Raw genomic sequence first — 24,160 nt, 5'->3', positions numbered from 1 at the left:
TGAGAAAAAAAGAATACTTTGCAGTACTCTTTTCTTCTACATTATTTTACTGCTTCTTTTAAAGCTTTCGCAGCTTTAAATTTTGGAGTTTTAGAAGCTGCAATTTTTAAAGGTTCTTTTGTTGCAGGGTTAATTCCCATACGTTCTGGACGTTCACTGATTTCAAATTTTCCAAAACCAGCAATATCCACTTTTCCACCTTCAGCTAGTGTTTTTGTAATTTCTTCAAATACTGTATCTACTGCAACAGTAGCGTTTTTCTTAGTGATTTCACAGCTTTCCGCAACGACTTCCACTAATGTTTTTTTATTTAAAATTTCACTCATGTTCATTACCTCCAATGTATGCTGCTACTATCATACCATTGGTAGGCTTGTTTTTCAATAGAAGCCTATAAAAACTATGAGATTTTATAATACAATAGCGATTACATTTCCTTTTCCTTTATTCACAAGTTTTGTAAGAATATCCTGTAAACGAACACGCGCAGCTTCTGGAATCATTGAAAGTTTCGCATTTAATCCATCTCTAATTAAATCTGATAATTTTCTTCCAAAGATATCACTATCCCAGATAGAGTCATCATTTGTGCCATCGTCTCGAAGCAAATATTTTACTAACTCTTCACTTTGCTGCTTTGAACCAATAATCGGTTCAAAACTGCTTTCCACATCAACTTTGATCATGTGAATGCTAGGCGCAATAGCCTTTAACTTTACTCCATACCTGCTTCCCTGTTTAATAATTTCCGGTTTGCTTAATTGAATATCTTGTAATGATGCGCTGGCAAAACCATATCCCGTCTGTTTTACCATCTGCAAGGCAGAACTAATCGTATCATACTCTTTTTTCGCTTTACTGTATTCCTGCATTAGCTCCATCAATTCAGCTTTATCTTTAATATCTTTACCGATGATTTCTTTTAATACTTCATTATAAAGTCCTGCCCGTACCGTAATATCAACATGAACAATTCCCTGCCCTGTATCGATTGTAGATAAATTGCTGCTTTCAATATATTCATTTTCATTTAACACATCACTAATTGCTTCTACTTCCCTTAATCTTTCTACACTTGACATACTTTGTTCAATTGATTCCTGAAAACTCTTCTTCAGCCAGTGCTCATCACTTAAAACCGCAACCCACTTAGGCATATTAATATTAATTTCAGAAACTGGGAATTCATATAATGCCTCTCTTAAAATATCATGTATATCCTGTTCGCTCATATGGTTAACGGCTACGGCTAAAACTGGCACATCGTATTTATCTTTTAATTTCGATACTACACTTGTACAAGTTGGTGAATGTATATCCTTGCTATTTACAATAACAATGAATGGTTTGCCAATGGATTTTAATTCATCAATGACTTCTGCTTCTGCTTCAATATACGCTTCTCTGCTTAAATCAGAGATACTTCCATCGGTTGTCACCACGATTCCAATTGTAGAGTGATCCTGAATAACCTTTTGTGTTCCTGTTTTTGCAGCTTCATGAAATGGTATAGGTTCTTCACTCCATGGCGTACGCACCATACGCACACCATCCTCATCCTTATAGCCTTTTGCTTCTGGAATGACATAACCTACACAGTCAACCAGTCTTACATTAACATGAAATCCATCATCAAAAGTAATCGATGCAGCTGTATTGGGCACAAACTTTGGCTCTGTTGTCATAATCGTTTTACCCATACCAGCCTGTGGTAATTCATCAATCATACGTGCTTTTTCATATTCATCATTTACATAAGGAATCACTGCTTTTTCCATAAATTCACGTATAAACGTAGATTTTCCAACACGTACAGGCCCTACAACTCCAAGGTATATATCACCACCGCATCTTTGTGCAATATTTTTTAGTATTTCTGTGGTATCCATCTTTTATCCTCCCTTAGTCATTCTAACTGTATGAAAGAAAGATGAAAAATATGCAAGAAAAAAAGCATAAGACAATCTCATGCTTTATTCATCCATATTACCAAATTCACTAAGAGAAAGATTTTTATTCTGATCAAGTGCCCACTTGATACCCCAGTTATTCATAAAGATAATTAGGTTTCTACCTTTTAAATCTTTTACACGTTTAGAATCAGATGTTAAATTTAAAGTATGTGGATCAATCGTTTGATCATCAATCCATCTTACACACTGATAAGGTAGAATTTCCAGTTTAATTTCTACATTGTATTCACTTTTTAATCGCTGTTCTAAAACATCAAACTGAAGTACACCAACACCACCAACAATAATTTCTTCCATACCGGCATCAATTTGCTGGAATACCTGAATTGCCCCTTCCTGGGCAATCTGGTTAATTCCTTTCGTAAACTGCTTACGTTTCATTGTATCTTTCTGCGTAACACGAGCAAAATGTTCTGGGGCAAAAGTAGGTATTTTCTTAAATGTAAATTTCATTGACGGATCACACAAAGTATCTCCAATCGAAAAAATACCTGGATCAAATACACCGATAACATCTCCCGCATAAGCTTCTTCTACAATTTCTCTATCCTGTGCCATAAATTGCTGCGGCTGAGATAAACGGATTTTCTTATTTTCTTGAATATGAGTAACTTCCATTCCTTTTTCAAATTTTCCACTGCAGATACGCATGAAGGCAATACGATCACGATGTGCCTTATTCATATTTGCCTGAATTTTAAATACAAACGCTGAAAAATGCTCATCCAATGGATCAATAAACCCGTTTGATGATTCTCTAGGAAGAGGACTTGTTGTCATATCAAGGAAATGTGATAAAAATGGCTCAACACCAAAATTCGTTAAAGCGCTGCCAAAGAATACAGGAGTTAATTCTCCCTTGCTAATTAATTCCTGATCAAACTCTGTACTGGCGATATCTAATAATTCGCTATCTTCTTTTAATTGTTCAAAGAAATGATCGCCTAAAATAGAACGGAATGTATCATCCTGTAAGCTGCCTTCTGTAACTTCTGCAGCTTTCATACCATGATCTCCACCATGAAAAGCTATAATACGTTTATTATCACGTTCGTATACACCTTTAAATTCTTTCCCTGATCCAATTGGCCAGTTCATTGCATATGTAGAAATACCAAGTTCACTTTCAATGTGTTCCATTAACTTAAAAGGATCCATAGCTGCACGATCCATTTTATTAATAAAAGTAAAAATAGGAATTTTACGAAGCAAACATACTTTAAACAGTTTTTTTGTCTGAGCTTCTACACCTTTACTTGCATCGATAACCATAACAGCTGAATCTGCAGCCATCAGTGTACGATAGGTATCTTCAGAGAAATCCTGATGTCCTGGTGTATCTAGAATGTTTATACAAAAATCATTATATTCAAACTGAAGAACAGAACTTGTTACTGAAATTCCCCTTTGTTTTTCTATTTCCATCCAGTCACTAACAGCATGTTTATTTGCTTTTTTTCCTTTAACACTCCCTGCCTGCAATATAGCACCACCATATAATAACAGTTTTTCTGTTAGTGTAGTTTTACCGGCATCAGGGTGAGATATAATTGCGAATGTTCTTCTTCGCTTTATTTCATTAATATAATCAGCCATAGCTACCTCCTGACATTTTTTATAATTTAATAGCAAATGCGTACCTTATTATACATGTTTTTATAAAATATTACTAGGTATTTTTCATTTAAAAAAAAGAGCTTTCGCTCTTTATCTATTTCTTTCTCTTGCCAGGATACGAATTGTCGTTCCTGTAAAGGCAAATGCATCACGCAAACAGTTTTCCAGGTAACGTTTATAACTGAAATGCAGCAATTCTGGGTCATTTACAAATAACACAATTGTAGGAGGTGCTACCGATACCTGAGATGCATAATAAATTTTTAATCGTTTTCCTTTATGTGTAGGAGGTGGTGTCATTAACTGTGCATCCATAATTACTTCATTCAATACGTTTGTCTGAATACGAAGAACTGAATAATCATGCACTTCATCAATTGCCGGAAGAAGTGTATGGATACGCTGTTTTTTAAGCGCAGATACAAATAATATTGGTGCATAGCTTAGATATAGGAACTGTGCACGAATTTCTTTTTCGATTTTCTGCATCGTCTGCTCATCTTTGTCTACAGCATCCCATTTGTTATAAACAATGATGACCCCTTTTCCAGCTTCATGTGCATATCCTGCCACATGTTTATCCTGATCGCGAATACCTGTTTCTCCATCAATTACTACAAGAACAACATCACTTCTTTCAATTGCTGCCATAGCACGTAAAACAGAGTATTTTTCTATATTTTCATAGACTTTTCCTTTTTTACGTATTCCTGCTGTATCAATAACAACATAATCTTTTCCTTCACGTTTAAAAGGCGTATCAATGGCATCACGTGTTGTTCCCTCAATATCTGATACAATAACACGTTCCTGATTTAATATTGCATTTACTAAGGAACTTTTCCCAACATTTGGTCTACCTATTAGACAGAAACGAGTCATACCCTCATATTCTTTTTGCTGCTTATCCGGAAAAGCCTTAACGATTTCATCCAGCATATCGCCAGTACCAATACCATGCGCTGCAGAAACTGCAATCGGATCTCCAAGACCTAAGTTATAGAACTCATAAATTGCATCATTCTGTGAAAAATCATCCACTTTATTTACAGCCAAAACGATTGGTTTTCTGGATTTTTGAAGAAGTCTGGCAATATACTCATCATCCATCGTAATTCCATCTTTACCACTGACTACAAATAAAATCACATCCGCTTCATCAATTGCAATTTCTACCTGCATATTGATTTCATCACGAAAAGGCTGATCTGCAAGCTGAATACCACCCGTATCAATTACTCGAAATTCCTTTGTAAGCCATTCTGCTTTTCCATAAATACGATCACGAGTTACTCCTGGGATATCCTCAACGATACTTTTTCTTTCCCCTATAATACGATTAAAAATCGTAGATTTACCAACATTTGGACGACCTACTATTGCTAAAATACCACTAATCATAAAAGATCCTCCTTTAAACTTCTGCTGGAAGCAGTCTGCGAATCGTATTTACAACTTCCTCAATACTCATATCTGATGTATCTATTTCAACAGCATCATCTGCTTTTTTTAATGGTGATGTTTTGCGATTCATGTCCTGATAATCACGCTGTTCGATATCTTTATAAATCGTATCGTAATCTGCTTCTATTTGTTTTTCTACATATTCTTTATATCTACGATCTGCGCGAGCTTTAACACTTGCCACCATATATACTTTTATTTCTGCATTTGGTAAAACAACGGTTCCAATATCTCTTCCATCCATTATATATCCTTTATGCTCTGCCATTTTCTGCTGCATAGCAACAAGTTTTTCTCTTACCGCAGGATAAGCAGAAATTTTACTTGTCAACATGGAAATTTCGTTTTTACGTATTTCATTAGACACATTCTCATCATTAAGATATACATTTCCCTGTGCATCAAAGTGAATCTGCATAGCATCAATCAAAGAAGCCACTTTTTCTTCATCATCAAAAGAAACATCTTTTAATTTTGAAAAGTAAGCAACACAGCGATACATCGCTCCTGTATCTAAATGTGCATACCCTAATTCTTTTGCCAGTTTCTTCGCAATTGTACTTTTACCAGCTGCACTTGGTCCATCAATTGCTATATTAAATTTCATTTAAAACCCTCCTGTAGCCTGCCATAAATAATATCCGATAAATCCAATTATGACAAGCAATACCAAAATCAAAAAACATAAAATAAAATTTAAGATACGATTATTTTTCTCTACTCCACTACTTAAATCAGATAACTCACCTTCATACTCATCCAGCTGTACACGAAGCTGCTGTGTTTCTTCAATCAGCTTTTTATGCAAAGAGTCCTCCTCATCATTTGGTTTAACAGAATCTTCGATATCCTCTTCTTCATCATCACTTGGAAGAACTAAAGCAGCTGCTTGATGCAAATCAATTTGCTGTGTCTGCATAAGTTTCTCGCTAAGTTCTTCTACATCTGTATCTTGTGTTTCTTCATCGAATGTGGAACCCTGCACATCCTCATCAATTAATAACTGCTGAACTTCTTTTGCTAAATCTTCTTTACTTAAAACAGGTTTTCCATTTTCTTCATCACTTAGCGGCTCTATAATAGTATCATCCTGCTTATCTTTGATTTCCTGCAGATAACGTGTCCGTTTTGCTCTGTTTTCTGCATTCAGCTGATATAAGATATCAACCTGTGTATCTTCGCTTTGTCGATTCCCTTTACGAATATTGTAGTCTCTAACTTCCTTGATAAAGTCATCTAAATATTCATTGGTAAAGGTATCGCTCGTGCTGCTTTCTTTACCCTCTACTTCTTTTTCTTCTTTTGCGCGTTTAGGAGCTGTTTCTTCCTTTATTGCTGCTTTTTTAAAAATAGAGGAATCAAAAGATTTTAATGCCTGTTCACTGCTCTTGCTATCTTCTGCAGCATCTATATTATTATCTATTTCAATTGCTTTACGCAAACTTTCATATTTTTTAACTCGCGATAGTTTTTCCATATACACTACCTCCTAATCTAAGGTATATTATAACAAAAATAAGAAAGATTGAATATTACTTTTCTTACAATTCCATAAAAACTGTACAAAAAAAGCTGACTAGCAGCTTTTTTACTATTTAGCTCTTCCTGAATATTTCCCATCTGCAGTAGAAACAACGATCATTTCATCCTGAGAGATGAACAATGGAACTTTGATTTCCAATCCAGATTCAAGCACAGCATTTTTACTAGCGGAAGTAGCTGTATCACCTTTTACCGCAGGTTCACACTCTACTACGCGCAAAGACACCTTATCTGGAAGAATAATTCCAAGAATTTCTCCTTCAAACATCGAAATATTTACATTATCATTTGGTTTTAAGAAATTAATTTCCCATTTCAAGTGATCCTTAGGAATTTCTATTTGTTCGTAAGTTTCATTATCCATGAATACCAATGCGTCTTCTGTATCATATAAATACTGCATTTCTTTTTTATCAATCTGTGCAGGCTGAATCTTATCTCCGCCTCCCCAGGATAGTTCTACATTAGAACCTGTTCTTAAATTTCTAACTTTTGCCTTAACAACCATAGCAGAACGTGCAGTTTTATTTTGACTCTGTTCCAAAACAATAAACAACTCTCCATCCTGCTGAATGGTCATACCTGGTTTCAAATCATTTGAACTGATCATCTTTATTCACCTTTCCTTGTTTATAACATTACTGTTCTTATTTTAATGGTTTTGCGGTATTTGTCAATTTTTTTCTACAAAACTGCTAGAAAACCAAAAGAAAAAGCTAAAAAAGACTTTTAAAACGTAACGTATCTATATAAAGCATCATGGAAATAAAGGAAGACATATAAAGATAAGCTACACTGACAAGTGAAAAAACTTTAACAAGAATAAATACAGCACATATAACAAAACCAAGATATAAAAAGCTTCGTTTATAAACAACAGTACTTTTCCTAAAAGCAGGAACAAGAAAAACGCCAAAGTACTAACGAAAAGCGTCATGTGTATCCCTCCTGTTACTATAGTTTTTCACATTTGTTCATATCTATACGCTAAAATCTTTTTTTCCTGCTTATTATAAGTAATATACATAACATAACTTTGGTTTTTTTCCTTTACTTTACAAATAGCTTCCTGATCATCATATGTAATAAAAATATATGCATCATTATAAAACAATTCTTCTTCTGTTATATTAGAATCTTCCAGGCTTTCTTCATTTTCCTCATTCATCATTTCATCTGGCACTTCTTCTGGATTTTGCTTTAAATAGGAATTCACTTTATATAAAACAAAAATATCACTATAGGATAATTTCGTCATCGTATAAGCAGTATGTATCTTACAAAAAAGAAAAGTTGAAAACAGCATGGCAATGCTTAATAAAAGCATGGCATAAACACTGAAAAATCCATCATCGGCATACAAGAATCGCTTCATACACATGTTCCTTTCTTTTCCAATTTACCCATATACAGTTATTTTCTTCATAAAAAGATGCATCATCAATATTTTGAAAAAATATCTCATATCCCGCCATGGACACTAAACGTCCATTATGCAATTGCAGCTTTTTCACTTCTTTGAAAGCCTCATAGTCCAATGCAGATGAAGAAAGATGTATACTGCTGGCTGCCGCCAATTCTCTTCGAAGAAAATATAAAGCCATTGCATCATCTGTTTGTCTGCTATCTTCACTTAAAACTTTCATAGCATGCACACAAGGAAAAACAAATAACATACAAACTAGGACAATCTGTAAAGCAATTAATACTTCCAGCAATGTAAAACCACTATCATCTTTCATAAATAAGCTCCATTTCTTTATTTTGAAAAACGTTATCCACTACTGTTTCATAATGTACATAAGACATACAAAATGATAAGGTTAAATGTACCAAAACAATAGAAATCATGAGTAAAAACAACGCTTCTATAAGCACAAATCCATTATCGGATGTCACTTTGTCCACTTCCAAGCTGAAACACCATCTTTCTTGTTATACCTTCCATTGTACAGGTAGTCGTACCTGCTTTTGAAATCGTTCCTTTTTCTGTAAAATGAAAACCCAAAAAAGAACACTGCATTTCTTTTGGATATTTTAAAATTTTATCATCTATAAGAACTCGATCAGACAAAAATTGAATCTGTTTTCTATCTTTTTCAGATACAGCTTTTATCTGCGTTTCTGTTATATTTTCTCTTATGATTTTCATCTGATAAATAAATGCAGTCTTATTTTTCGATACAATCGCCCCGCCAAATAGCAGCAAAACACAAACAACACTCAAAACAAGTATCATTTCCAGCAATGTAAAACCTTTATCTGACAACAGCTTGTCCATTTTCAATTGTAATTTTATCTCCACTTGGACAGCGCTGCTGACTTGGCTTTAAATATCCTTTGCTAATAAGCTGCTGTATCGTAGTAGGCGGAGATAAATTTTCAATTTCATATAACAAAATTTGTGAGTTTACAACCTCTGTCAAAGCTTCGCATCCTTTATTTCTAATAATATCTTCCTTTTGCTGTATATTGGGCAGCGTTAAAAGAAAAATCAACGCAATAACTGATAAAACAATCATCATTTCTAATATTGTAAAACCATCATCTTTTTTCATAACTCTTCTCCTCTTTTTCAAAATTGTTCCAGCATAGATAGGGGCAGCAGCATCAGCTGATAAACAACCAGCACTAAAATCGCAACAAAGCTATAAGAAAGCAGTTGGATAAAAATACCTATTTTTTTCACTTTCTTTTTCCAGATAAGTTCCTGCTGCTGCATAAAAATTTCTAATAATTCACTTATCGACGATGTTATAATACCGATAGGAATCATTTTATGGAATAACTCATTTAACATTTCTGTTTTTTGTAAAACATCTATAAAATCAATACCATTGCATAATTGTTCTTCACAAGAATTGATACAAAGTGAAAACAAGCTATCTTTCTGTACATTCATCATATATTTCATAGCTTTTTTTGTAGGTACTCCCTGCTTTTCTAAAACTTTCATATATCCAGCAAACATATAGGATGTATGATCCTTTAATAGAGATATCTTATTTTGCAATCGAATTAATACTTTTAAGCGTAATGGCTTATATAAATATAAAACAAGAAAAAAACAAACACTTGCAACTGCGCCAATTGCCAGAAACACACAAAAATACTGCAAAGCTTCTACACAGAACAATAAAAAACCAGAACTTTCAGTTAATTCAAAGCCCTGTATCATTTGCGGAAGCAGAGATGTTGAAAAAACAACCATCATTACATAGGCAAACAAAAATATAAAACAGGGATAAGCACAGGATGAAACAAGAAACCGTATCCATCCTTTTTCAAACTCTTCCATTGTTAATGCGCTGTCAATCGCATTCGCCACATCACTAATTTCCAGAAAAAAAGAAAGATGCTCATAAAATCGTCCTTTATGTCCATCAAGCAGTATTTCTTTTAGATCCTTTCCTTCTTTAAAAGCCTCTTCTATATCCTTACTAGGTATTTGTAATATTTGTATACTTTCTAGAAAATTATAACCTGCCTTCATCAAAGCACTGATACCCATCCATTGTTCCTTAGGAAGCGTACAAATCAAGTTTCGCGTCTTCTTTATCGATAATTCCCTTGTCAGCTGCATTTTGAATGATGTCAAAAATGGTTCGATGTTTTTTATCAAGTTCATTGTTTTGGAAGTATCCTGATAATTCTTTTTTCTCCAAGATTTCATATAGACAGACTCTCCCCTTTCCTTTTTTTCTTTTATAAATACGTTGTGCACAAACAGCACTTAAAGTACCTTTCAAATCCTCTTTTCGAATTCCCAGCTCTTCTAATCTTTTTAAAGTTTCTTCGCATGATTTTGCATGAACTGTCGTAAATACCATGTGTCCAGATAAAGCACATCGCAATACCATTCTTGCCGTTGAAACATCTCTAATTTCTCCAATCATAATAACATCTGGATCATGACGAAGAAGCTGACGAATTCCTTCCTCATAAGAAAAACGAGATTGTTCATTGATTTGTAATTGTAGATAACTGTCATCTAGGATTTCAATCGGATCTTCCAAAGAAACAACACGAAGTTTTTGTTTTTCTGCAATATGGTGTAATATGGCATGCAGTGTAGTGGTTTTCCCACTCCCTGTTGGACCACTTAACACAACCATTCCACATCTTGACTGTGTCCATCTTAAAAAAGATTCCGTAATTGTTTTATCTTCACTTAATGAATAGATATCCAACTCTTTCTTTGCGTTTAAAATTCGTAATACACCTGTTTGTTTTTCGATTGTTGAAAGCAAAGAAAAACGAAAAAACAATTCATTTCCTTGATACGTATATGTAAAATTTCCACTTTGTGCTCTAGCACCATTTCCCAAATCCATATTTGACAAATATTTCAAATAATTAAAAAGCATAATATCAAAAGCACTACTATTCATTTCCTCTAAACCATTAATCGTACGCATCGTAACCTGCATATATTTTCCTCTCACTAAAAAATGAATATCACTGACATCATGTTCCATTGCCATAGATAATAATTGTTCTATTTTCTTTTTCATGACTTCACCTCCTTCTTCACTATTTATATACGAGAAGAAAAACAGAAAATACAAAAAAATATGAAAATTTATTAAAGTTATAAACTTTTCAAGACAAAAAAAAAGGTCATTGATAAGATTATCAACAACCTAAACTAATTAAAATTGTAAATATGGATTATATAACAGCTCATCTTTCAAAGTACTCGCTGGACCATGTCCAGGATAAACTTTCAAATTTGGATCCATTTCCCTGATTTTTCTTAAGCTCTGCATCATTTTTGTGTTTGAACTTGTTGCTAGATCCGTACGTCCAATACTTCCCTGAAACAATACATCTCCACTAAAAAGATTATCATCCCATAAAATCATGCTGGAACCTTCACTGTGACCAGGAGCATCAATAAATGTAATCTCAAAATTACCGATCGTATGTACGCCTGGGAGTAATGTTTCAGGTTTTGTATGCACGATGATTTCTTCTCCAATAGAAAAGTTTAGACGAGAATTCGTTAATAACTCTTCATCTAAATCATTCATATACAAAGAACACTGATATTTTTTTACAATTGCATCTATACCGCCAATGTGATCAAAATGAGCATGTGTTAATACAATGCCATCCACAATACCTTGACGCTCATCAATAGCTTCAAACAACCTCTTAGAAGCCGTCCCCGGATCGATAATTAAAACATGATTATCCTTCCATAAAAGATAAGTATTTACCTGCACCATACCCAATACGTAACACTGTATGTCTTTCATATGCTTCTATGAATAAAAAAGACCTCTTCGGCCCTTTTTATTTTTTCTCCTTATGTAAAGTTTTTTTGTTACAACGTGGGCAATATTTCTGAATTTGCATACGTTCTGGATTTTTACGTTTATTTCTTGTTCCAATGTAGTTTTCTTCACCACATTCTGAACATTTGAATGTTATTCTGTCTCTCATGATGTCCCTCCTTGTACATTGCTTGAAAATTATATCATACTCTTCTTAAAAAAGGTAGTCTTTTTTTTAATATCCTCAAAAAACACTTTCTACATCATATCTTTGAATTTACGATAAAACCACCTATTTATATATTTTGAAGAACTCTTCCAATACCTGCGGCAATATTTCTGTTGTACATAAGCTAGCTGCCGCATTTGATGTATCGTTAGCAGAAGTTGGTGTACTGCATACAAAGGAAACCTCTGGATCATCATATGGTGCATAACCTATCTGGGTTTGATTTACCAGATTTTTTCCATCAACAACAACCTGTGCCGTACCTGTTTTTGATGCAATTTTCTTATCCATATTCTTTAATGCCAGACCACAATGATTCCCTTCCACACAAGCTTTAAATCCATCCTGCACGGTTTCCAAATCTTCAATGCTTCCATTTATTGTGCCTAAAACATTTGTTTTATTTTCATAGACAACATAATCACTGTTAATTTCCGTTGCATAATTAACAAGTTTAGGCTGAATCCTATTCCCATCATTGGCAATCATAGATACATATTGCGCTAGCTGAATAGGCGTAAACGTTTCAAACTGCCCAATGGAATAATGCAGCAATTGACCTGCTGTTGTCGGAGTATAAGCTAAGCCTGTAACTTCATTAGGCACATCTAATCCCGTTTTTGTACCTAATCCAAACATCGTATAATAGTTGCGCATTTTTTCATAAGTGTTCAGTGTCTGTGTATAGTCAATATTTAAAGGCTGATTTTCTCTATAAGTGCCTCCAGCAAGTTTAATTGTAGATTTAAACATATATACGTTACTTGATTGTTCTAAAGCAGTAATCGCATTTACAACACCCATATTCATATAAGATTTCATAACCTCTGTACCTGCAATATACATTGGGGCATCCAGTTCCGTACTTGTACGTGTTTGTATACCTTCATTCAACATCATGTATACCGTTGCCCCCTTAACAACAGAACCCGGCATATAGGCATCCAAATAAGCACCACTAGAATAATTAATGATATCATTTTTGTTTTTTAATGCCCCGCTCATAGAATATATTTCACCTGTTTTAGGATTCATTAGCACCACAAATGCTTTTTCCAAATTTTCTCGTCCACTAGTTCCTGCATATTTTTTAAGGGTATCCTGCACGATTTTATCTACTTTGGACTGCAATTCAGCATCAATTGTCAAATGTAAATCATATCCTTTTTTTCCACTTGATACTTCATTTAATGTCGCAATCCCATTTTCATCAAAACTAACTTCACTTACTCTAGGCGTTCCCTTTAAAATACTTTCATATTGTTTTTCCAAACCACTGCTGCCAACACGATCTGTTAATGCATATCCTAAAGATTCATAATAGTCTTTCTGCTCATATGGAACACCTTGAGACGATGTAGTGACAGAACCTAGTACATCTCTTAGCATATTCTTATATGGATATTCTCTTTTCCATGAACCAAAATCGACATCGAATCCCGGAAAAGCTTCTTTATGTTCCATTAAATACGCAACATCTTCATTGCTTGCATCTTCTACAATAACCTTTGTATGTTCTGCTGGAGCTTTATTCATGGATAAATATACAGCAAATGCATTTTTTGTAGCTTCATCTGCAATTTCATTAACCATGTCTTCTGTAATACGTGAGCGGAGAATCTTTTCATAATTCTTTGATTTTTGTTCTTCAGGAGTCAACAAACTCATCCCTCTGTCTTTCTTTCCATTCTCATCTGTATGTAAAAACATATACAAATCCTCATAATCTGATTTTGTCATGTTCTTTGCCTCATACTTAAATTGTTTCGTAAATTTTTGGGCTAATTCCCATTTTTCATCAGAAGTAACATCTTTGGGCGGATAATAAATAATATTATGAGAAGAGGCCGTTTTCACAACTAAATTACCATTTCTATCATACATTTGTCCTCTTGGCGTAGGGGTTGATTCTTCTTTTTGTGAATATGCAGCCAGCTTGTCAGTATAAAGCTCTTTATCTCTTACCTGTAAAAACAGCAAACGAACAATAATACAGGAAAAAAGTATAACAATAATTAAAGAAAAAATAAAAATTCTTTTATTTACAATTTTAAAATAATCATTCTGTGATTTTAATATATCTGAACTGCGACTAAGCTGTTTTTGATCTAAGTCACGAAACGGATTACGCAGCATACAAACTCCTCCTTGCTAAATATTCTTTGATATTATAGCACAAAAAGATGAATTCAGGCGCATAATTAACATTTTGTAAGAGTTAAAAACAACAGATGAAAAATCAACTGTTAACTATACTATTACTATACAGTTATTATAAAAATAACACTGAAATAATAAAACTCATCTTCGCATACAAAACCTTTGATCATGCTCACCGCAATTATAAATCATCCATGCCAAAATAAAAGTAAAGGTAACGCTATGTAAATCATAAAAAAGAATTTCAAAAAAGGATGCTCCTATTTCTTACTTAAGATTATTTTAATACAAAAGATAAGTGGAATAATGCTATAATAAACTCAAGAGGTGAGAAAAATTGAAAAGAACAGAAACTCGATCAATAAAGGTTGGTAATTTAACAATTGGAGGACAAAATAAAGTTGTCATTCAATCCATGTGTAATACCAAAACCAAAGACATTGAAAAAACAATTCAACAGATTTTAGATTTAGAACAAGCAGGATGTGAACTTGTTCGCATGGCTATCATAGATGAAGAAGATGCCTGTGCAATTTCTGAAATAAAAAAACACACCCATATACCATTAGTAGCTGATATTCATTATGATTATCGTTTGGCAATCAAGGCAGTCGAAAATGGAATTGATAAAATTCGATTGAATCCAGGTAACATTGGCAAAAAAGAGAATGTAGAAGCTGTTGTAAATGTATGCAAAGAACACAATATACCTATTCGTATTGGTATCAACAGTGGTTCTCTAGAAAAAGATATTCATGAGAAATATGGAAAACCTACAGCAGAAGGTATGATGGAAAGTGCACAAAGACATGTACAAATACTTGAAGACTTAGATTTTCATGATATCTGTCTATCATTTAAGTCCAGTGACCCGCTGCTTTGTATAGAAGCATATCGACTAGCTTCTAAAACATTTCCTTACCCATTGCATTTAGGTGTTACGGAAGCAGGCACATTTATTGGAAGTGCAATCAAAAGCAGTATGGCACTAGGGACTTTGTTAAATGAAGGTATTGGAGATACGATTCGAATCAGCGTAAATGGTGATCCAATCAATGAAATCACAATTGTGAAACAGCTATTAAAATGTTGTAAACTTTTAAACAATACACCTAATTTAATTGCCTGTCCTACATGTGGGCGTACCGCATGGGATATGCAGCCAGTAGTAAATGAAATTGAAAAGTTTCTCACAAACATCAATTGCGATGTTAATGTTGCAATCATGGGATGTGCAGTAAATGGTCCTGGGGAAGCTAAACATGCAGATATAGCAATTGCTGGAGGAAAAAAAGAAGGATTATTAATAAAAAAAGGAGTCATCATTGAAAAACTTCCTCAAGAGAAAATCGTAGATCGATTAAAGGAAGAAATTCTTGCTTTTGAAAAAGAACATTCAAATAAATAAGTCAAAAAGGAGCATGTGCTCCTTTTCATTTACTGATTTATGATTTTATCCATAATATGTTCATCAAACACCTTGTTTTTTAACATTTCAATTTCAAAACGATAAGGTGGTTTATCCTCTACGTATGGAGTTTCTAAGATTTTTACGACATGTGCAACTCGTGGATTATGTACAATCGATGATAAAACATCGTATCCAATTTCTCCAAACCCAATATTGGCATGACGATCTTTTCTAGCACCCTGTACATTTTTAGAATCATTAATATGCATGCAGACAAGACGATCCAAACCTATGATTTCATCAAACTCATCTAAAATTTTATCGAAGTCCTTCAAATCAAAACCTGCATCATGCAAATGGCAGGTATCCATACATACTTTAATATTTTCAGGATGTTTTACATGATCGATCAGATAGCGAATATGGGAAAAAGCATAACCTAATTCACTGCCTTTGCCAGCCATCGTTTCAATCGCAATCTGAACATCATCTACATGTTCCATTGCCAAATCCAATCCTTCTACAATCTTTTGCAATCCTGCTTCTTCCCCAGCTTTTACATGGCTTCCAGGATGTAAAACAAGAATGCTTGCTTGCAGAGCTTTTACACGTTCAATTTCCTTTTGTAAAAACTCCACTCCTAATTCAAAAGTTTCCTGTCGCATACAGTTCGCAAGATTAATGATATAAGGGGCATGTACAATAACACTGCTTCTTTCAATCCCCTTTTCATCCATCAAGCGTAAAGCTTCCTCAATTTTAAGTTCGCTCATATCTTTTCTTCTCGTATTTTGCGGAGCACCTGTATAAAGCATTAGCGCATTTGCTCCATAAGACAAAGCCTCTTTTACAGACCCCAGCACATAATCTGGCGCAGACATAGATACATGACTACCTATTTTCATAGTTCACCATTCCTTTTCTCAATCATTTTCTGTTTTGCACGTTCCTTTTTCTGACGGCGAATATCCTCTTGTATCATCGCTCGTCTAGCTCTTCGTTTTAATTTTTCTACTTCCTGTGCACGTTTTTTCTTATAGCCCGGCTTCACTTTCGTTTTCTTTTTAGAAACAATCTTCGCAATTTCTTTTTCTAATGGATCATCTTTTTTAACTTTCTTTTTATGTAAAGGTTCTAGATCTACCCATGTATTATTTTTAAAATTTTTATGATCAAAATGAATTCCTCGTACCTCAAGCTGACGAATCATCGCATCTTCTTTTTTCTCATATAAGGCATAACAAATACCATCACGTCCTGCTCTTCCTGTACGACCGCTTCGATGAATATAATAATCAATTTCTTTTGGAAAACCTAGTGAAATAACATGAGAAACACCATCAATGTCAATACCTCTAGCCGCAATATCTGTCGCAACAACAAATGATTTTTCAAGATTTGCTAAATCTTTCATTGCTTTTACACGCTCTCTTGGTGTCAAATCGCCATGTAGCTCAATCACACCATATCCTTCATCACGCATACGTTTCGCAACACTTGCAGCCTCTCCTCTTGTATTCGCAAATATCAAGCACACATAAGGCTGAATAGAAGGTAAAATTTCCATCAGTTTTTCTTCATAGTTCTTTGGTTGAACAGGAACTAAGATATGTTGGATTTTAGGATGGAAATTGCTTTGTTCCTCTATTTTTACGGTTTGTGGATTGCTCATATATTTTTTTAGAAATAGACGCAATTCTGCAGGAATTGTTGCACTAAAACTCATCATTTGAAGATTTTTCTTCATTTTACCAGCAATGGCATCCACATCTTCTAAAAATCCAAATTCTAATGTCATATCCGCCTCATCAACGACAAAAATATCCGCTGTGTCAACACGCAGCACTTTTTCATTCAAAAACAAATCTTTGATACGTCCTGGTGTCCCTATAATGATCTGTGGTTGCTTCTTCAATGAATCCATCATTCTTGTCTTTTCAATACCACCTGTAATCAGACGAATCACTAGATTAGAATCTGCTTCGCTCATTTTTAAAGATCGATTATAAATCTGTAATGCCAGCTCTCTTGTAGGTGCCGTAATAACCGCCTGTACTACATTTTTTGAACTATCTACTTTTTCCATAATAGGAATCAAAAAAGCATGTGTTTTCCCTGTTCCTGTATCCGAAATACCAATAATATCTTTTCCTTTGCAGGCCATGGGAATAACTTCTTTTTGAATTGGAGTTGGTTCTATAAAATTTTCCAGTTTAATAAACTGTTTTGTTGTTTCTTTAAACATATAATCACTATATTTGCTCATATTTACGCCTCCTTTTTAAAAGCAGCTCTTTAATTATACATGAATTCATTTACATGTAAATAAACTTCTATTACATTATAACGTAAAAACAAGTTGTTTTACTATCAATTAACAGAAAAGTTAGGGTATAATACATCTGAGGTGAAAATCATGGAAATTATTAAAGTTGCACCTAGAGGATATTGCAAAGGCGTCATACATGCTATTTCAATCGCCAAACAAACAGCGAAAGAATATCCTGATAAAGATATCTATGTGCTAGGTATGCTCGTACATAATCGCTATGTAATGGAAGCTTTAAACTTATTGGGAATCAAAACAATTGATGACAAGAATAGCACAAGAATAAAACTGTTAGAAAAGATTCCTAGCGGCAGCGTTGTTATCTTTACTGCACATGGGGTAGCTCCACAAGTGAAAACAGAAGCACAAAAACGCGGCTTGATTGCGATCGATGCCAGTTGCTGTGATGTAGTAAAAACACAAAACATTGTAAAATCACATTTAGAAAACGGTTATGAAATCTTATATATAGGGAAAAAGAATCATCCAGAGGCAGAAGCCATCTGTGCCTTAAGCTCTCATGTACATCTTATCTGCAACAAACAAGATATAGTAGATTTGAAAGATTTTAAAAAGGTGTTTGTTACAAACCAGACTACGATGTCAATGTTTGATATTAGCGAACTTTTTGAATGCATTAATGAACATTATCCAAATGCGATTTTTAGTGAGGAAATATGTAATGCTACTAGAATTCGTCAACAGGCTGTTGCTGATTTAAAGGGACAGAATATTGATGTATTATTTGTTGTAGGCGATAAGCATTCCAACAATTCAACAAGACTGGCGCAGATTGCTCTTCAACAAAACATTCCCCATGTTTATCGAATTGATGATGTTAATGATATTCATGAGGATTATCTAAAAGGAGTCAATAAAGTTGCAGTTACCGCAGGAGCCAGCACCCCTACTTATTTGACTTCACAAGTGATATCTTATCTTTTAAATTTTGACAAAGAAAAACAAAAACCCGCAATAGATATAACAAAAGTTTTATGATGAACTATAACATATAACTTAAAATGTACCTAACGCATATAAATGTAAATATTTTGAAAAGGTTGTGGTTTTCGAAGAAAATTAATTCTTCTTACTATCCACAACCTCTTTTAATTTATCTTCAATACACTTAATAAGTGAAATAAGTTCTTCTCGGTTTTCGTGATTTTCAGGCATATTCTGCAAAATAAGTTTCTTTTTCTCTAACATATAATTCCAATATTTAGAAAAAAGAGGATGACTTGGTAAAAACTTTCCGAAAAGAATTTGATCCTCACTAAGTTTTTCACTTTCATAATGAACAGAAAGAATTTGATAATAATGCTGTTCTTCAACCAATTCTTCATGATCAATCGTAAATCCATGGTCACACAGCCATCTTCTTAAATCTTCTACATGATTGTTCGACTGTAAGATCAATTGTTTTGCCTTGATTGCTTTTGCCATTCCATCTGTTAATATATGCGTAATCGTATCAAAACCCATACCTGCAATAACAAAGGTATCTACATCTTCTTTCACTCCATCAAGCCCATCACACAAGACTGTTGTGATTTTATCTTCAAGATGATGAAGCGCAATTGCTTCCTGTGCTCTTGCTAAAGGACCTTTTCTCACATCACAAGCATATGCTTTCTGACATTTTTCTCCCTCTATTAACGCAATAGGCAAAAGTCCATGATCACATCCAATGTCCGCTAAAATACAAGGGCTATTTACCATATTGTAAATAGCCTGTAATCTTTTACTCAACTTCATTAAGGTTTATCAACAAAATCCTTTAAACGTTTTGAGCGGGTTGGATGTTTTAATTTACGTAATGCTTTTGCTTCAATCTGACGAATACGTTCACGTGTTACATTAAATTCTTTACCAACTTCTTCTAAAGTTCTTGTTCTTCCATCATATAATCCAAAACGAAGTCTTAGAACTTTTTCTTCTCTTTCAGTTAATCCCTGCAGCACATTATTAATTTCATCTTTTAAAAGCTGATTGTTCGCATATTCATCAGGTGATAAAGCTTCTTTATCCTCTATAAAGTCTCCTAAATGAGAATCATCTTCTTCTCCAATAGGAGTTTCTAAAGATACTGGTTCTAAAGCAATCTTTTGAATTTCACGAACTTTTTCAGGAGAAATATTTTCCATTTTAGCAGCAATTTCTTCCGCAGTTGGATCTCTTCCTAAATCCTGAACAAGCTGACGCTGGATTCTTGTAAGTTTATTGATTGTTTCAACCATATGTACTGGAATACGAATTGTTCTTGCCTGGTCTGCAATTGCACGTGTAATAGCCTGACGAATCCACCATGTAGCATATGTTGAGAACTTAAATCCTTTTGTATAATCAAACTTTTCTACAGCCTTTACAAGACCCATATTTCCTTCTTGAATCAAATCCAAAAATAACATTCCACGTCCTACATATTTTTTTGCAATGGATACAACTAGACGAAGGTTAGCAGAAATCAGTTTCTTTTTCGCTTCTTCATCTCCTGCCTGAATACGGCGAGCAATCTCTGGTTCTTCTTTAGGATCCAGCAACTCTACACGACCGATTTCTTTTAGATACATTTTTACTGGGTCATTAATTTTTGTATGTGAAGAATTTGCAAAAGACTGTTCAAGACTTTCAATCTCACTTGCGATAGAATTTTCATCATCATCTTCATCATCCAAAAAATCTAAATCGTCACTGCCTTCATCTGCAAGTGCATCATCATCCATTAAATCTGTATCATCATCCTCATTGACAATATCAATGTCGTGATCAGAAAACCATTGAAACAAATCATCAAACTCTGTATCACTCATATCTAAGTGCTCAACAGCATCTACAACATCTCTTTGATAAAGTACATTATTTTTTTGATATGCTTCCTGCAGTTCTTCTTTAATTTCATCTAAAGTTTTATACTCCTGCAGAACTTTTGATTTTGCTTTTTTCATATCTTACTTCCTTTCTTGGCACATCCGATCATTACGATCCTTGATTAGCTGATTTTTTTGCTGTGCCAATTTTGCTTTTTCCATAGGATCTTGTATCGTTTTAATTTTCTCATTCAGCATCTGAATCTGATCATCCAGCATACAGACTTTTGTTTTTTCCAGAGCATCCTGTAATACCTGCATATTTATATCTTGACTAGCCAATTCCCATTGGGAAATATCCAATAAAAGCTGGCGGACATTATCTTCTTGAATATCGTTTAGAAGATCCGCAACTTCCATTTTTGGATGATTACGATAATAATCAATAATATACAAAGCAAGCTTATTACATGTTTCATCTTTCATAAAACCAAGCTCTTCTTTATAATAATTACTTGCGGCAACACCACATAACATCTGCGATAAAATCTCCTGCTCAGCACGTATCCTGCCCGTTTTAGGATAAGATAGAAACTGTTGTTTCCTTTGCGAATACTCTTTTACAGAAGTCTTTTTATCAATTGATCGTTTGGGCTGCATATCAAAATCTGTCAACTCTCTTAAACGAATGAAATAACTTTCTTTCTCAAAAGTATCTGAAAGCTGATTGATTTCTTCCGCTATTTCCATCGCATATTCTTTCTTTTGAGAATAGTTGTTTAAATTATATTTGGTAAGCAAATATTCAAAAAGAAAGTCAATCCATGATATCGTATTAGAAGACATTGATTTTAATGCATCTTTGCCATAACCATCAATGATTTCATCAGGATCTAATCCATAGCGATTATCAACGATTTCAAAAGGAACATGCTCTTTTATAGCTAATTTCCCAAATTTATAAGTTGCATTTTTCCCTGCAGTATCCCCATCATAACATACAACAACAGGTACATGAAGAAGTTTCAGCAGATGAAGCTGTGTAGAAGTTAGCGCTGTACCTAAAGTAGCAATAGAGTTTGTTAAACCGACTTTTTCAAAAGCCAGTACATCCATTGCACCTTCGACCAGAAATACTTTCTTTGCTTTTCTAGCTTCCTGTTTTGCTCTATGATAATTGAAAACTAAATTTCCCTTTACATAGATATCTGTCTCTGTCGTATTAATATATTTTGCTTCTTCATTTTCCTGTGTTCTTCTTGCTGTAAATCCAACCGGATTTCCCTCTGCATCATGAATGGGAATCATAATACGATTTGAAAAAATATCTTTTATTCCCATCGAAGTCATACGAACTAATCCTGCACCTATCATATCGTCCTCTTTAATTTTTTTTGCTTTTAAAAAGCGATATAATGCATCATTTTTTGGATTATATCCAATCGTAAATTTACGTATGATATCTTCTGTTATATTTCTCTTAAACAGATATTCTTTCACATTTTTAGCGTCAATAGAGTCTAATTGATAATTCGTAAATTCAATCGTTTCTTTACACGCTTTATGTAAAGCAGCAATATGCGGGTCAATATGTTTCTGTGGCAACACCAAAGAATGTTCAAGATGAACACCAGCATAACCCGCTACTTTATAAACTGCCTCAATAAATGAAATTTTTTCATAATTTTGTACAAAAGTGAATACATTCCCTCCTGCACCGCAAACAAAACATTTATAAATCTGCTTATCTGATGCAATTGACATGGAAGGAGAATGATCATCATGAAACGGACATACACACCAGTAATTTCTACCTTTTTTGGATAGTGGTACATAACGTCCTATGACATCAACAATATCTGCTTTCGCACGTATACCATTAATCTCCTGCTCACTTAGACGAGCCATGCTATCACCCTTTCGGTGTTACAGTTTAATTCGCTCTTCAATATAAGCTGCTAAATCTGAAATCGCAATTCTTTCCTGTTTCATTGAATCACGTTCACGAACTGTTACACATCCATCCGTTTCTGTTTCAAAATCAACTGTAATACAGAATGGTGTACCAATCGCATCTTGACGGCGATAACGTTTTCCAATGCTTCCGGCATCATCATATTCGCAGTTTGCAATTGGCGCAAGCATCTGGAACACTTCTAATGCTTTATCACCCAATTTTTTGGAAAGAGGCATTACGCATGCTTTTACCGGAGCCAGGAATGGATGAAGATGCATAACGATACGTGTATCATTTTCTAGTTCTTCTTCATCATAAGCATCACACATAAATGCTAACATCAAACGTTCAACACCAACTGCCGGTTCAATACAGTATGGCAAATATTTTTCATTTGTAGTCGGATCCAGGTATTCCAAAGATTTCTTGGATGCATCCTGATGCTGACGCAAATCATAATCTGTACGATCGGCAATCCCCCATAGCTCTCCCCAGCCTATCTGAGAGCGGAAGTTATACTCAATATCACAAGTCCCCTTGCTATAGAAAGCAAGTTCTTCCGGTGTATGATCACGGAAACGTAAATTTTCTTTATCTACACCTAAATCTGTCAAGAATTTCATGCAGTAATCTTTATAATAAGCATACCATTCTAAATCTGTTCCAGGCTGACAGAAGAATTCCAGTTCCATTTGTTCAAATTCTCTTGTACGGAAAATGAAATTTCCAGGAGTAATTTCATTACGGAAACTTTTTCCAATCTGTCCAATACCAAAAGGTAATTTTTTGCGCATAGAACGCTGTACATTTTTAAAGTTTACAAACATTCCCTGTGCTGTTTCCGGACGTAAATAAATCGTATTTTTATTATCTTCCAAAATACCCTGGAATGTTTTAAACATCAAATTAAATTGACGAATATCGGTAAAATTGTGAGCACCGCATTTTGGACAGGCAATCTTATGCTCTTCAATATAAGAACTCATTGCTTCATTGCTCCATCCTTCTACACTCACTTCTCCATTTGTAGCTTCTTCTATTAATTGATCAGCACGGAAACGGGATTTACACTCTTTACAATCCATCAATGGATCTGAGAATCCTCCAACATGTCCACTTGCTACCCAGACAGAAGGATTCATTAAAATAGCTGACTGAATTCCCACATTATATGGAGATTCCTGAATAAAACGTCTCCACCATGCTTTTTTAATATTTTCTTTTAATTCAACACCTAGTGGTCCAAAATCCCAAGTGTTAGCTAAACCGCCATAGATTTCAGATCCCTGATACACAAAACCGCTGTTTTTTGCATGGGCTACAACGGTATCAAACAATTTCTCTCTATTCATATCTATATGCCCCTTTCAAAAAAAACGCACCATCTGA

Annotated in this window: 24 protein-coding genes; 2 read left to right on the top strand and 22 right to left on the bottom strand. The window is 34.2% G+C overall.

Going from position 1 to position 24,160, the window contains the following annotated elements:
• Nucleotides 1–41 precede the first annotated feature (41 nt).
• From A9CBEGH2_RS03370 to A9CBEGH2_RS03295, 16 genes are all read right to left on the bottom strand, one after another.
• Nucleotides 42–326: an HU family DNA-binding protein gene (locus tag A9CBEGH2_RS03370; RefSeq protein WP_115714828.1), complete on the bottom strand. Its 285-nt coding sequence runs from the start codon at nucleotides 324–326 to the stop codon at nucleotides 42–44.
• Nucleotides 327–410: 84 nt separating this feature from the next.
• Entirely contained in the window at nucleotides 411–1,889 is a 1,479-nt protein-coding gene (gene spoIVA, locus A9CBEGH2_RS03365) for a stage IV sporulation protein A (protein ID WP_115714827.1), read from the bottom strand.
• 84 nt (nucleotides 1,890–1,973) lie between these two features.
• Entirely contained in the window at nucleotides 1,974–3,569 is a 1,596-nt protein-coding gene (locus A9CBEGH2_RS03360) for a peptide chain release factor 3 (protein WP_115714826.1), read from the bottom strand.
• Between the two features lie 111 nt (nucleotides 3,570–3,680).
• Complete coding sequence (gene der / locus A9CBEGH2_RS03355) at nucleotides 3,681–4,991, bottom strand: ribosome biogenesis GTPase Der (RefSeq protein ID WP_118276627.1); 1,311 nt, start codon at nucleotides 4,989–4,991, stop codon at nucleotides 3,681–3,683.
• 13 nt (nucleotides 4,992–5,004) lie between these two features.
• Nucleotides 5,005–5,661, bottom strand: coding sequence for a (d)CMP kinase (cmk, locus tag A9CBEGH2_RS03350; RefSeq protein ID WP_118276626.1), 657 nt, complete (start codon nucleotides 5,659–5,661; stop codon nucleotides 5,005–5,007).
• On the bottom strand, nucleotides 5,662–6,531 hold the full coding sequence (locus A9CBEGH2_RS03345; protein ID WP_118276625.1) for a hypothetical protein: 870 nt from the start codon (nucleotides 6,529–6,531) through the stop codon (nucleotides 5,662–5,664). It lies immediately after the preceding gene.
• Between the two features lie 114 nt (nucleotides 6,532–6,645).
• Complete coding sequence (gene efp, locus A9CBEGH2_RS03340; RefSeq protein ID WP_115714822.1) at nucleotides 6,646–7,206, bottom strand: elongation factor P; 561 nt, start codon at nucleotides 7,204–7,206, stop codon at nucleotides 6,646–6,648.
• Nucleotides 7,207–7,560: 354 nt separating this feature from the next.
• Nucleotides 7,561–7,971 (bottom strand): hypothetical protein, encoded by a 411-nt coding sequence (locus tag A9CBEGH2_RS03335; RefSeq protein WP_147360214.1) that lies wholly within the window; start codon nucleotides 7,969–7,971, stop codon nucleotides 7,561–7,563.
• Nucleotides 7,946–8,338 (bottom strand): prepilin-type N-terminal cleavage/methylation domain-containing protein, encoded by a 393-nt coding sequence (locus tag A9CBEGH2_RS03330; RefSeq protein ID WP_118276622.1) that lies wholly within the window; start codon nucleotides 8,336–8,338, stop codon nucleotides 7,946–7,948. The genes A9CBEGH2_RS03335 and A9CBEGH2_RS03330 overlap by 26 nt, the downstream gene beginning before the upstream one ends.
• 143 nt (nucleotides 8,339–8,481) lie before the next feature.
• Nucleotides 8,482–8,901 (bottom strand): prepilin-type N-terminal cleavage/methylation domain-containing protein, encoded by a 420-nt coding sequence (locus A9CBEGH2_RS03325; RefSeq protein WP_147360213.1) that lies wholly within the window; start codon nucleotides 8,899–8,901, stop codon nucleotides 8,482–8,484.
• Nucleotides 8,855–9,154, bottom strand: a complete 300-nt coding sequence (gene comGC / locus A9CBEGH2_RS03320) for a competence type IV pilus major pilin ComGC (RefSeq protein ID WP_118276620.1) — start codon at nucleotides 9,152–9,154, stop codon at nucleotides 8,855–8,857. Before comGC ends, A9CBEGH2_RS03325 begins: the two co-directional genes overlap by 47 nt.
• Before the next feature lie 17 nt (nucleotides 9,155–9,171).
• Complete coding sequence (locus tag A9CBEGH2_RS12490) at nucleotides 9,172–9,498, bottom strand: type II secretion system F family protein (RefSeq protein ID WP_332066397.1); 327 nt, start codon at nucleotides 9,496–9,498, stop codon at nucleotides 9,172–9,174.
• 619 nt (nucleotides 9,499–10,117) lie between these two features.
• Nucleotides 10,118–11,110 (bottom strand): ATPase, T2SS/T4P/T4SS family, encoded by a 993-nt coding sequence (locus A9CBEGH2_RS03310; protein ID WP_115714815.1) that lies wholly within the window; start codon nucleotides 11,108–11,110, stop codon nucleotides 10,118–10,120.
• A 138-nt stretch (nucleotides 11,111–11,248) separates the two neighbouring features.
• A complete protein-coding gene (locus tag A9CBEGH2_RS03305; RefSeq protein WP_118276618.1) occupies nucleotides 11,249–11,857 on the bottom strand; it encodes an MBL fold metallo-hydrolase in 609 nt (202 codons plus the stop codon).
• A gap of 37 nt (nucleotides 11,858–11,894) precedes the next feature.
• Nucleotides 11,895–12,044, bottom strand: a complete 150-nt coding sequence (rpmG, locus tag A9CBEGH2_RS03300) for a 50S ribosomal protein L33 (protein WP_002609076.1) — start codon at nucleotides 12,042–12,044, stop codon at nucleotides 11,895–11,897.
• Nucleotides 12,045–12,167: 123 nt separating this feature from the next.
• On the bottom strand, nucleotides 12,168–14,240 hold the full coding sequence (locus A9CBEGH2_RS03295) for a peptidoglycan D,D-transpeptidase FtsI family protein (RefSeq protein WP_118276617.1): 2,073 nt from the start codon (nucleotides 14,238–14,240) through the stop codon (nucleotides 12,168–12,170).
• A gap of 361 nt (nucleotides 14,241–14,601) precedes the next feature.
• Here A9CBEGH2_RS03295 and ispG point away from each other — a divergent pair, with 361 nt between their 5' ends.
• Nucleotides 14,602–15,672 carry a flavodoxin-dependent (E)-4-hydroxy-3-methylbut-2-enyl-diphosphate synthase gene (ispG, locus tag A9CBEGH2_RS03290; protein WP_115714812.1) on the top strand — a complete coding sequence of 357 codons (1,071 nt, stop codon included), beginning with the start codon at nucleotides 14,602–14,604 and terminating at the stop codon, nucleotides 15,670–15,672.
• A 29-nt stretch (nucleotides 15,673–15,701) separates the two neighbouring features.
• On the opposite strand, the gene A9CBEGH2_RS03285 is transcribed toward ispG, so the two are convergent.
• Together A9CBEGH2_RS03285 and A9CBEGH2_RS03280 are read right to left on the bottom strand one after the other, a co-directional pair.
• Nucleotides 15,702–16,580: a deoxyribonuclease IV gene (locus tag A9CBEGH2_RS03285; RefSeq protein WP_115714811.1), complete on the bottom strand. Its 879-nt coding sequence runs from the start codon at nucleotides 16,578–16,580 to the stop codon at nucleotides 15,702–15,704.
• Complete coding sequence (locus A9CBEGH2_RS03280; RefSeq protein WP_115714810.1) at nucleotides 16,577–17,941, bottom strand: DEAD/DEAH box helicase; 1,365 nt, start codon at nucleotides 17,939–17,941, stop codon at nucleotides 16,577–16,579. The genes A9CBEGH2_RS03285 and A9CBEGH2_RS03280 overlap by 4 nt, the downstream gene beginning before the upstream one ends.
• Before the next feature lie 150 nt (nucleotides 17,942–18,091).
• Between A9CBEGH2_RS03280 and ispH the strand changes: the two genes are divergently transcribed.
• Nucleotides 18,092–19,003 (top strand): 4-hydroxy-3-methylbut-2-enyl diphosphate reductase, encoded by a 912-nt coding sequence (ispH, locus tag A9CBEGH2_RS03275; protein WP_118276615.1) that lies wholly within the window; start codon nucleotides 18,092–18,094, stop codon nucleotides 19,001–19,003.
• Between the two features lie 81 nt (nucleotides 19,004–19,084).
• Here the strand turns inward: ispH and A9CBEGH2_RS03270 are convergent, their stop codons facing one another.
• From A9CBEGH2_RS03270 to A9CBEGH2_RS03255, 4 genes are read right to left on the bottom strand one after another with little or no spacing between them, the layout of a single operon-like run.
• Nucleotides 19,085–19,762 carry a tRNA (adenine(22)-N(1))-methyltransferase gene (locus A9CBEGH2_RS03270; protein WP_118276614.1) on the bottom strand — a complete coding sequence of 226 codons (678 nt, stop codon included), beginning with the start codon at nucleotides 19,760–19,762 and terminating at the stop codon, nucleotides 19,085–19,087.
• Nucleotides 19,762–20,952 (bottom strand): RNA polymerase sigma factor RpoD, encoded by a 1,191-nt coding sequence (gene rpoD / locus A9CBEGH2_RS03265; RefSeq protein ID WP_115714807.1) that lies wholly within the window; start codon nucleotides 20,950–20,952, stop codon nucleotides 19,762–19,764. Before rpoD ends, A9CBEGH2_RS03270 begins: the two co-directional genes overlap by 1 nt.
• A gap of 3 nt (nucleotides 20,953–20,955) precedes the next feature.
• Nucleotides 20,956–22,722, bottom strand: coding sequence for a DNA primase (gene dnaG, locus A9CBEGH2_RS03260; RefSeq protein WP_118276613.1), 1,767 nt, complete (start codon nucleotides 22,720–22,722; stop codon nucleotides 20,956–20,958).
• 18 nt (nucleotides 22,723–22,740) lie between these two features.
• On the bottom strand, nucleotides 22,741–24,123 hold the full coding sequence (locus tag A9CBEGH2_RS03255; RefSeq protein WP_118276612.1) for a glycine--tRNA ligase: 1,383 nt from the start codon (nucleotides 24,121–24,123) through the stop codon (nucleotides 22,741–22,743).
• Nucleotides 24,124–24,160 lie beyond the last annotated feature (37 nt).

It is taken from the genome of Amedibacterium intestinale (genome assembly GCF_010537335.1).
Classification (GTDB): Bacteria; Bacillota_I; Bacilli_A; order Erysipelotrichales; family Erysipelotrichaceae; genus Amedibacterium; species Amedibacterium intestinale.
This window is presented reverse-complemented; position numbering and strand designations above follow the sequence as displayed.

Coding starts and splice junctions, on each gene's coding strand:
- A9CBEGH2_RS03370 (WP_115714828.1), bottom strand. CDS start 326: ATGAGTGAAATTTTAAATAAAAAAACATTAGTGGAAGTCGTTGCGGAA.
- spoIVA (WP_115714827.1), bottom strand. CDS start 1,889: ATGGATACCACAGAAATACTAAAAAATATTGCACAAAGATGCGGTGGT.
- A9CBEGH2_RS03360 (WP_115714826.1), bottom strand. CDS start 3,569: ATGGCTGATTATATTAATGAAATAAAGCGAAGAAGAACATTCGCAATT.
- der (WP_118276627.1), bottom strand. CDS start 4,991: ATGATTAGTGGTATTTTAGCAATAGTAGGTCGTCCAAATGTTGGTAAA.
- cmk (WP_118276626.1), bottom strand. CDS start 5,661: ATGAAATTTAATATAGCAATTGATGGACCAAGTGCAGCTGGTAAAAGT.
- A9CBEGH2_RS03345 (WP_118276625.1), bottom strand. CDS start 6,531: ATGGAAAAACTATCGCGAGTTAAAAAATATGAAAGTTTGCGTAAAGCA.
- efp (WP_115714822.1), bottom strand. CDS start 7,206: ATGATCAGTTCAAATGATTTGAAACCAGGTATGACCATTCAGCAGGAT.
- A9CBEGH2_RS03335 (WP_147360214.1), bottom strand. CDS start 7,971: ATGAAGCGATTCTTGTATGCCGATGATGGATTTTTCAGTGTTTATGCC.
- A9CBEGH2_RS03330 (WP_118276622.1), bottom strand. CDS start 8,338: ATGAAAGATGATAGTGGTTTTACATTGCTGGAAGTATTAATTGCTTTA.
- comGC (WP_118276620.1), bottom strand. CDS start 9,154: ATGAAAAAAGATGATGGTTTTACAATATTAGAAATGATGATTGTTTTA.
- A9CBEGH2_RS12490 (WP_332066397.1), bottom strand. CDS start 9,498: ATGAATGTACAGAAAGATAGCTTGTTTTCACTTTGTATCAATTCTTGT.
- A9CBEGH2_RS03310 (WP_115714815.1), bottom strand. CDS start 11,110: ATGAAAAAGAAAATAGAACAATTATTATCTATGGCAATGGAACATGAT.
- A9CBEGH2_RS03305 (WP_118276618.1), bottom strand. CDS start 11,857: ATGAAAGACATACAGTGTTACGTATTGGGTATGGTGCAGGTAAATACT.
- rpmG (WP_002609076.1), bottom strand. CDS start 12,044: ATGAGAGACAGAATAACATTCAAATGTTCAGAATGTGGTGAAGAAAAC.
- A9CBEGH2_RS03295 (WP_118276617.1), bottom strand. CDS start 14,240: ATGCTGCGTAATCCGTTTCGTGACTTAGATCAAAAACAGCTTAGTCGC.
- A9CBEGH2_RS03285 (WP_115714811.1), bottom strand. CDS start 16,580: ATGAAAATAGGTAGTCATGTATCTATGTCTGCGCCAGATTATGTGCTG.
- A9CBEGH2_RS03280 (WP_115714810.1), bottom strand. CDS start 17,941: ATGAGCAAATATAGTGATTATATGTTTAAAGAAACAACAAAACAGTTT.
- ispH (WP_118276615.1), top strand. CDS start 18,092: ATGGAAATTATTAAAGTTGCACCTAGAGGATATTGCAAAGGCGTCATA.
- A9CBEGH2_RS03270 (WP_118276614.1), bottom strand. CDS start 19,762: ATGAAGTTGAGTAAAAGATTACAGGCTATTTACAATATGGTAAATAGC.
- rpoD (WP_115714807.1), bottom strand. CDS start 20,952: ATGAAAAAAGCAAAATCAAAAGTTCTGCAGGAGTATAAAACTTTAGAT.
- dnaG (WP_118276613.1), bottom strand. CDS start 22,722: ATGGCTCGTCTAAGTGAGCAGGAGATTAATGGTATACGTGCGAAAGCA.
- A9CBEGH2_RS03255 (WP_118276612.1), bottom strand. CDS start 24,123: ATGAATAGAGAGAAATTGTTTGATACCGTTGTAGCCCATGCAAAAAAC.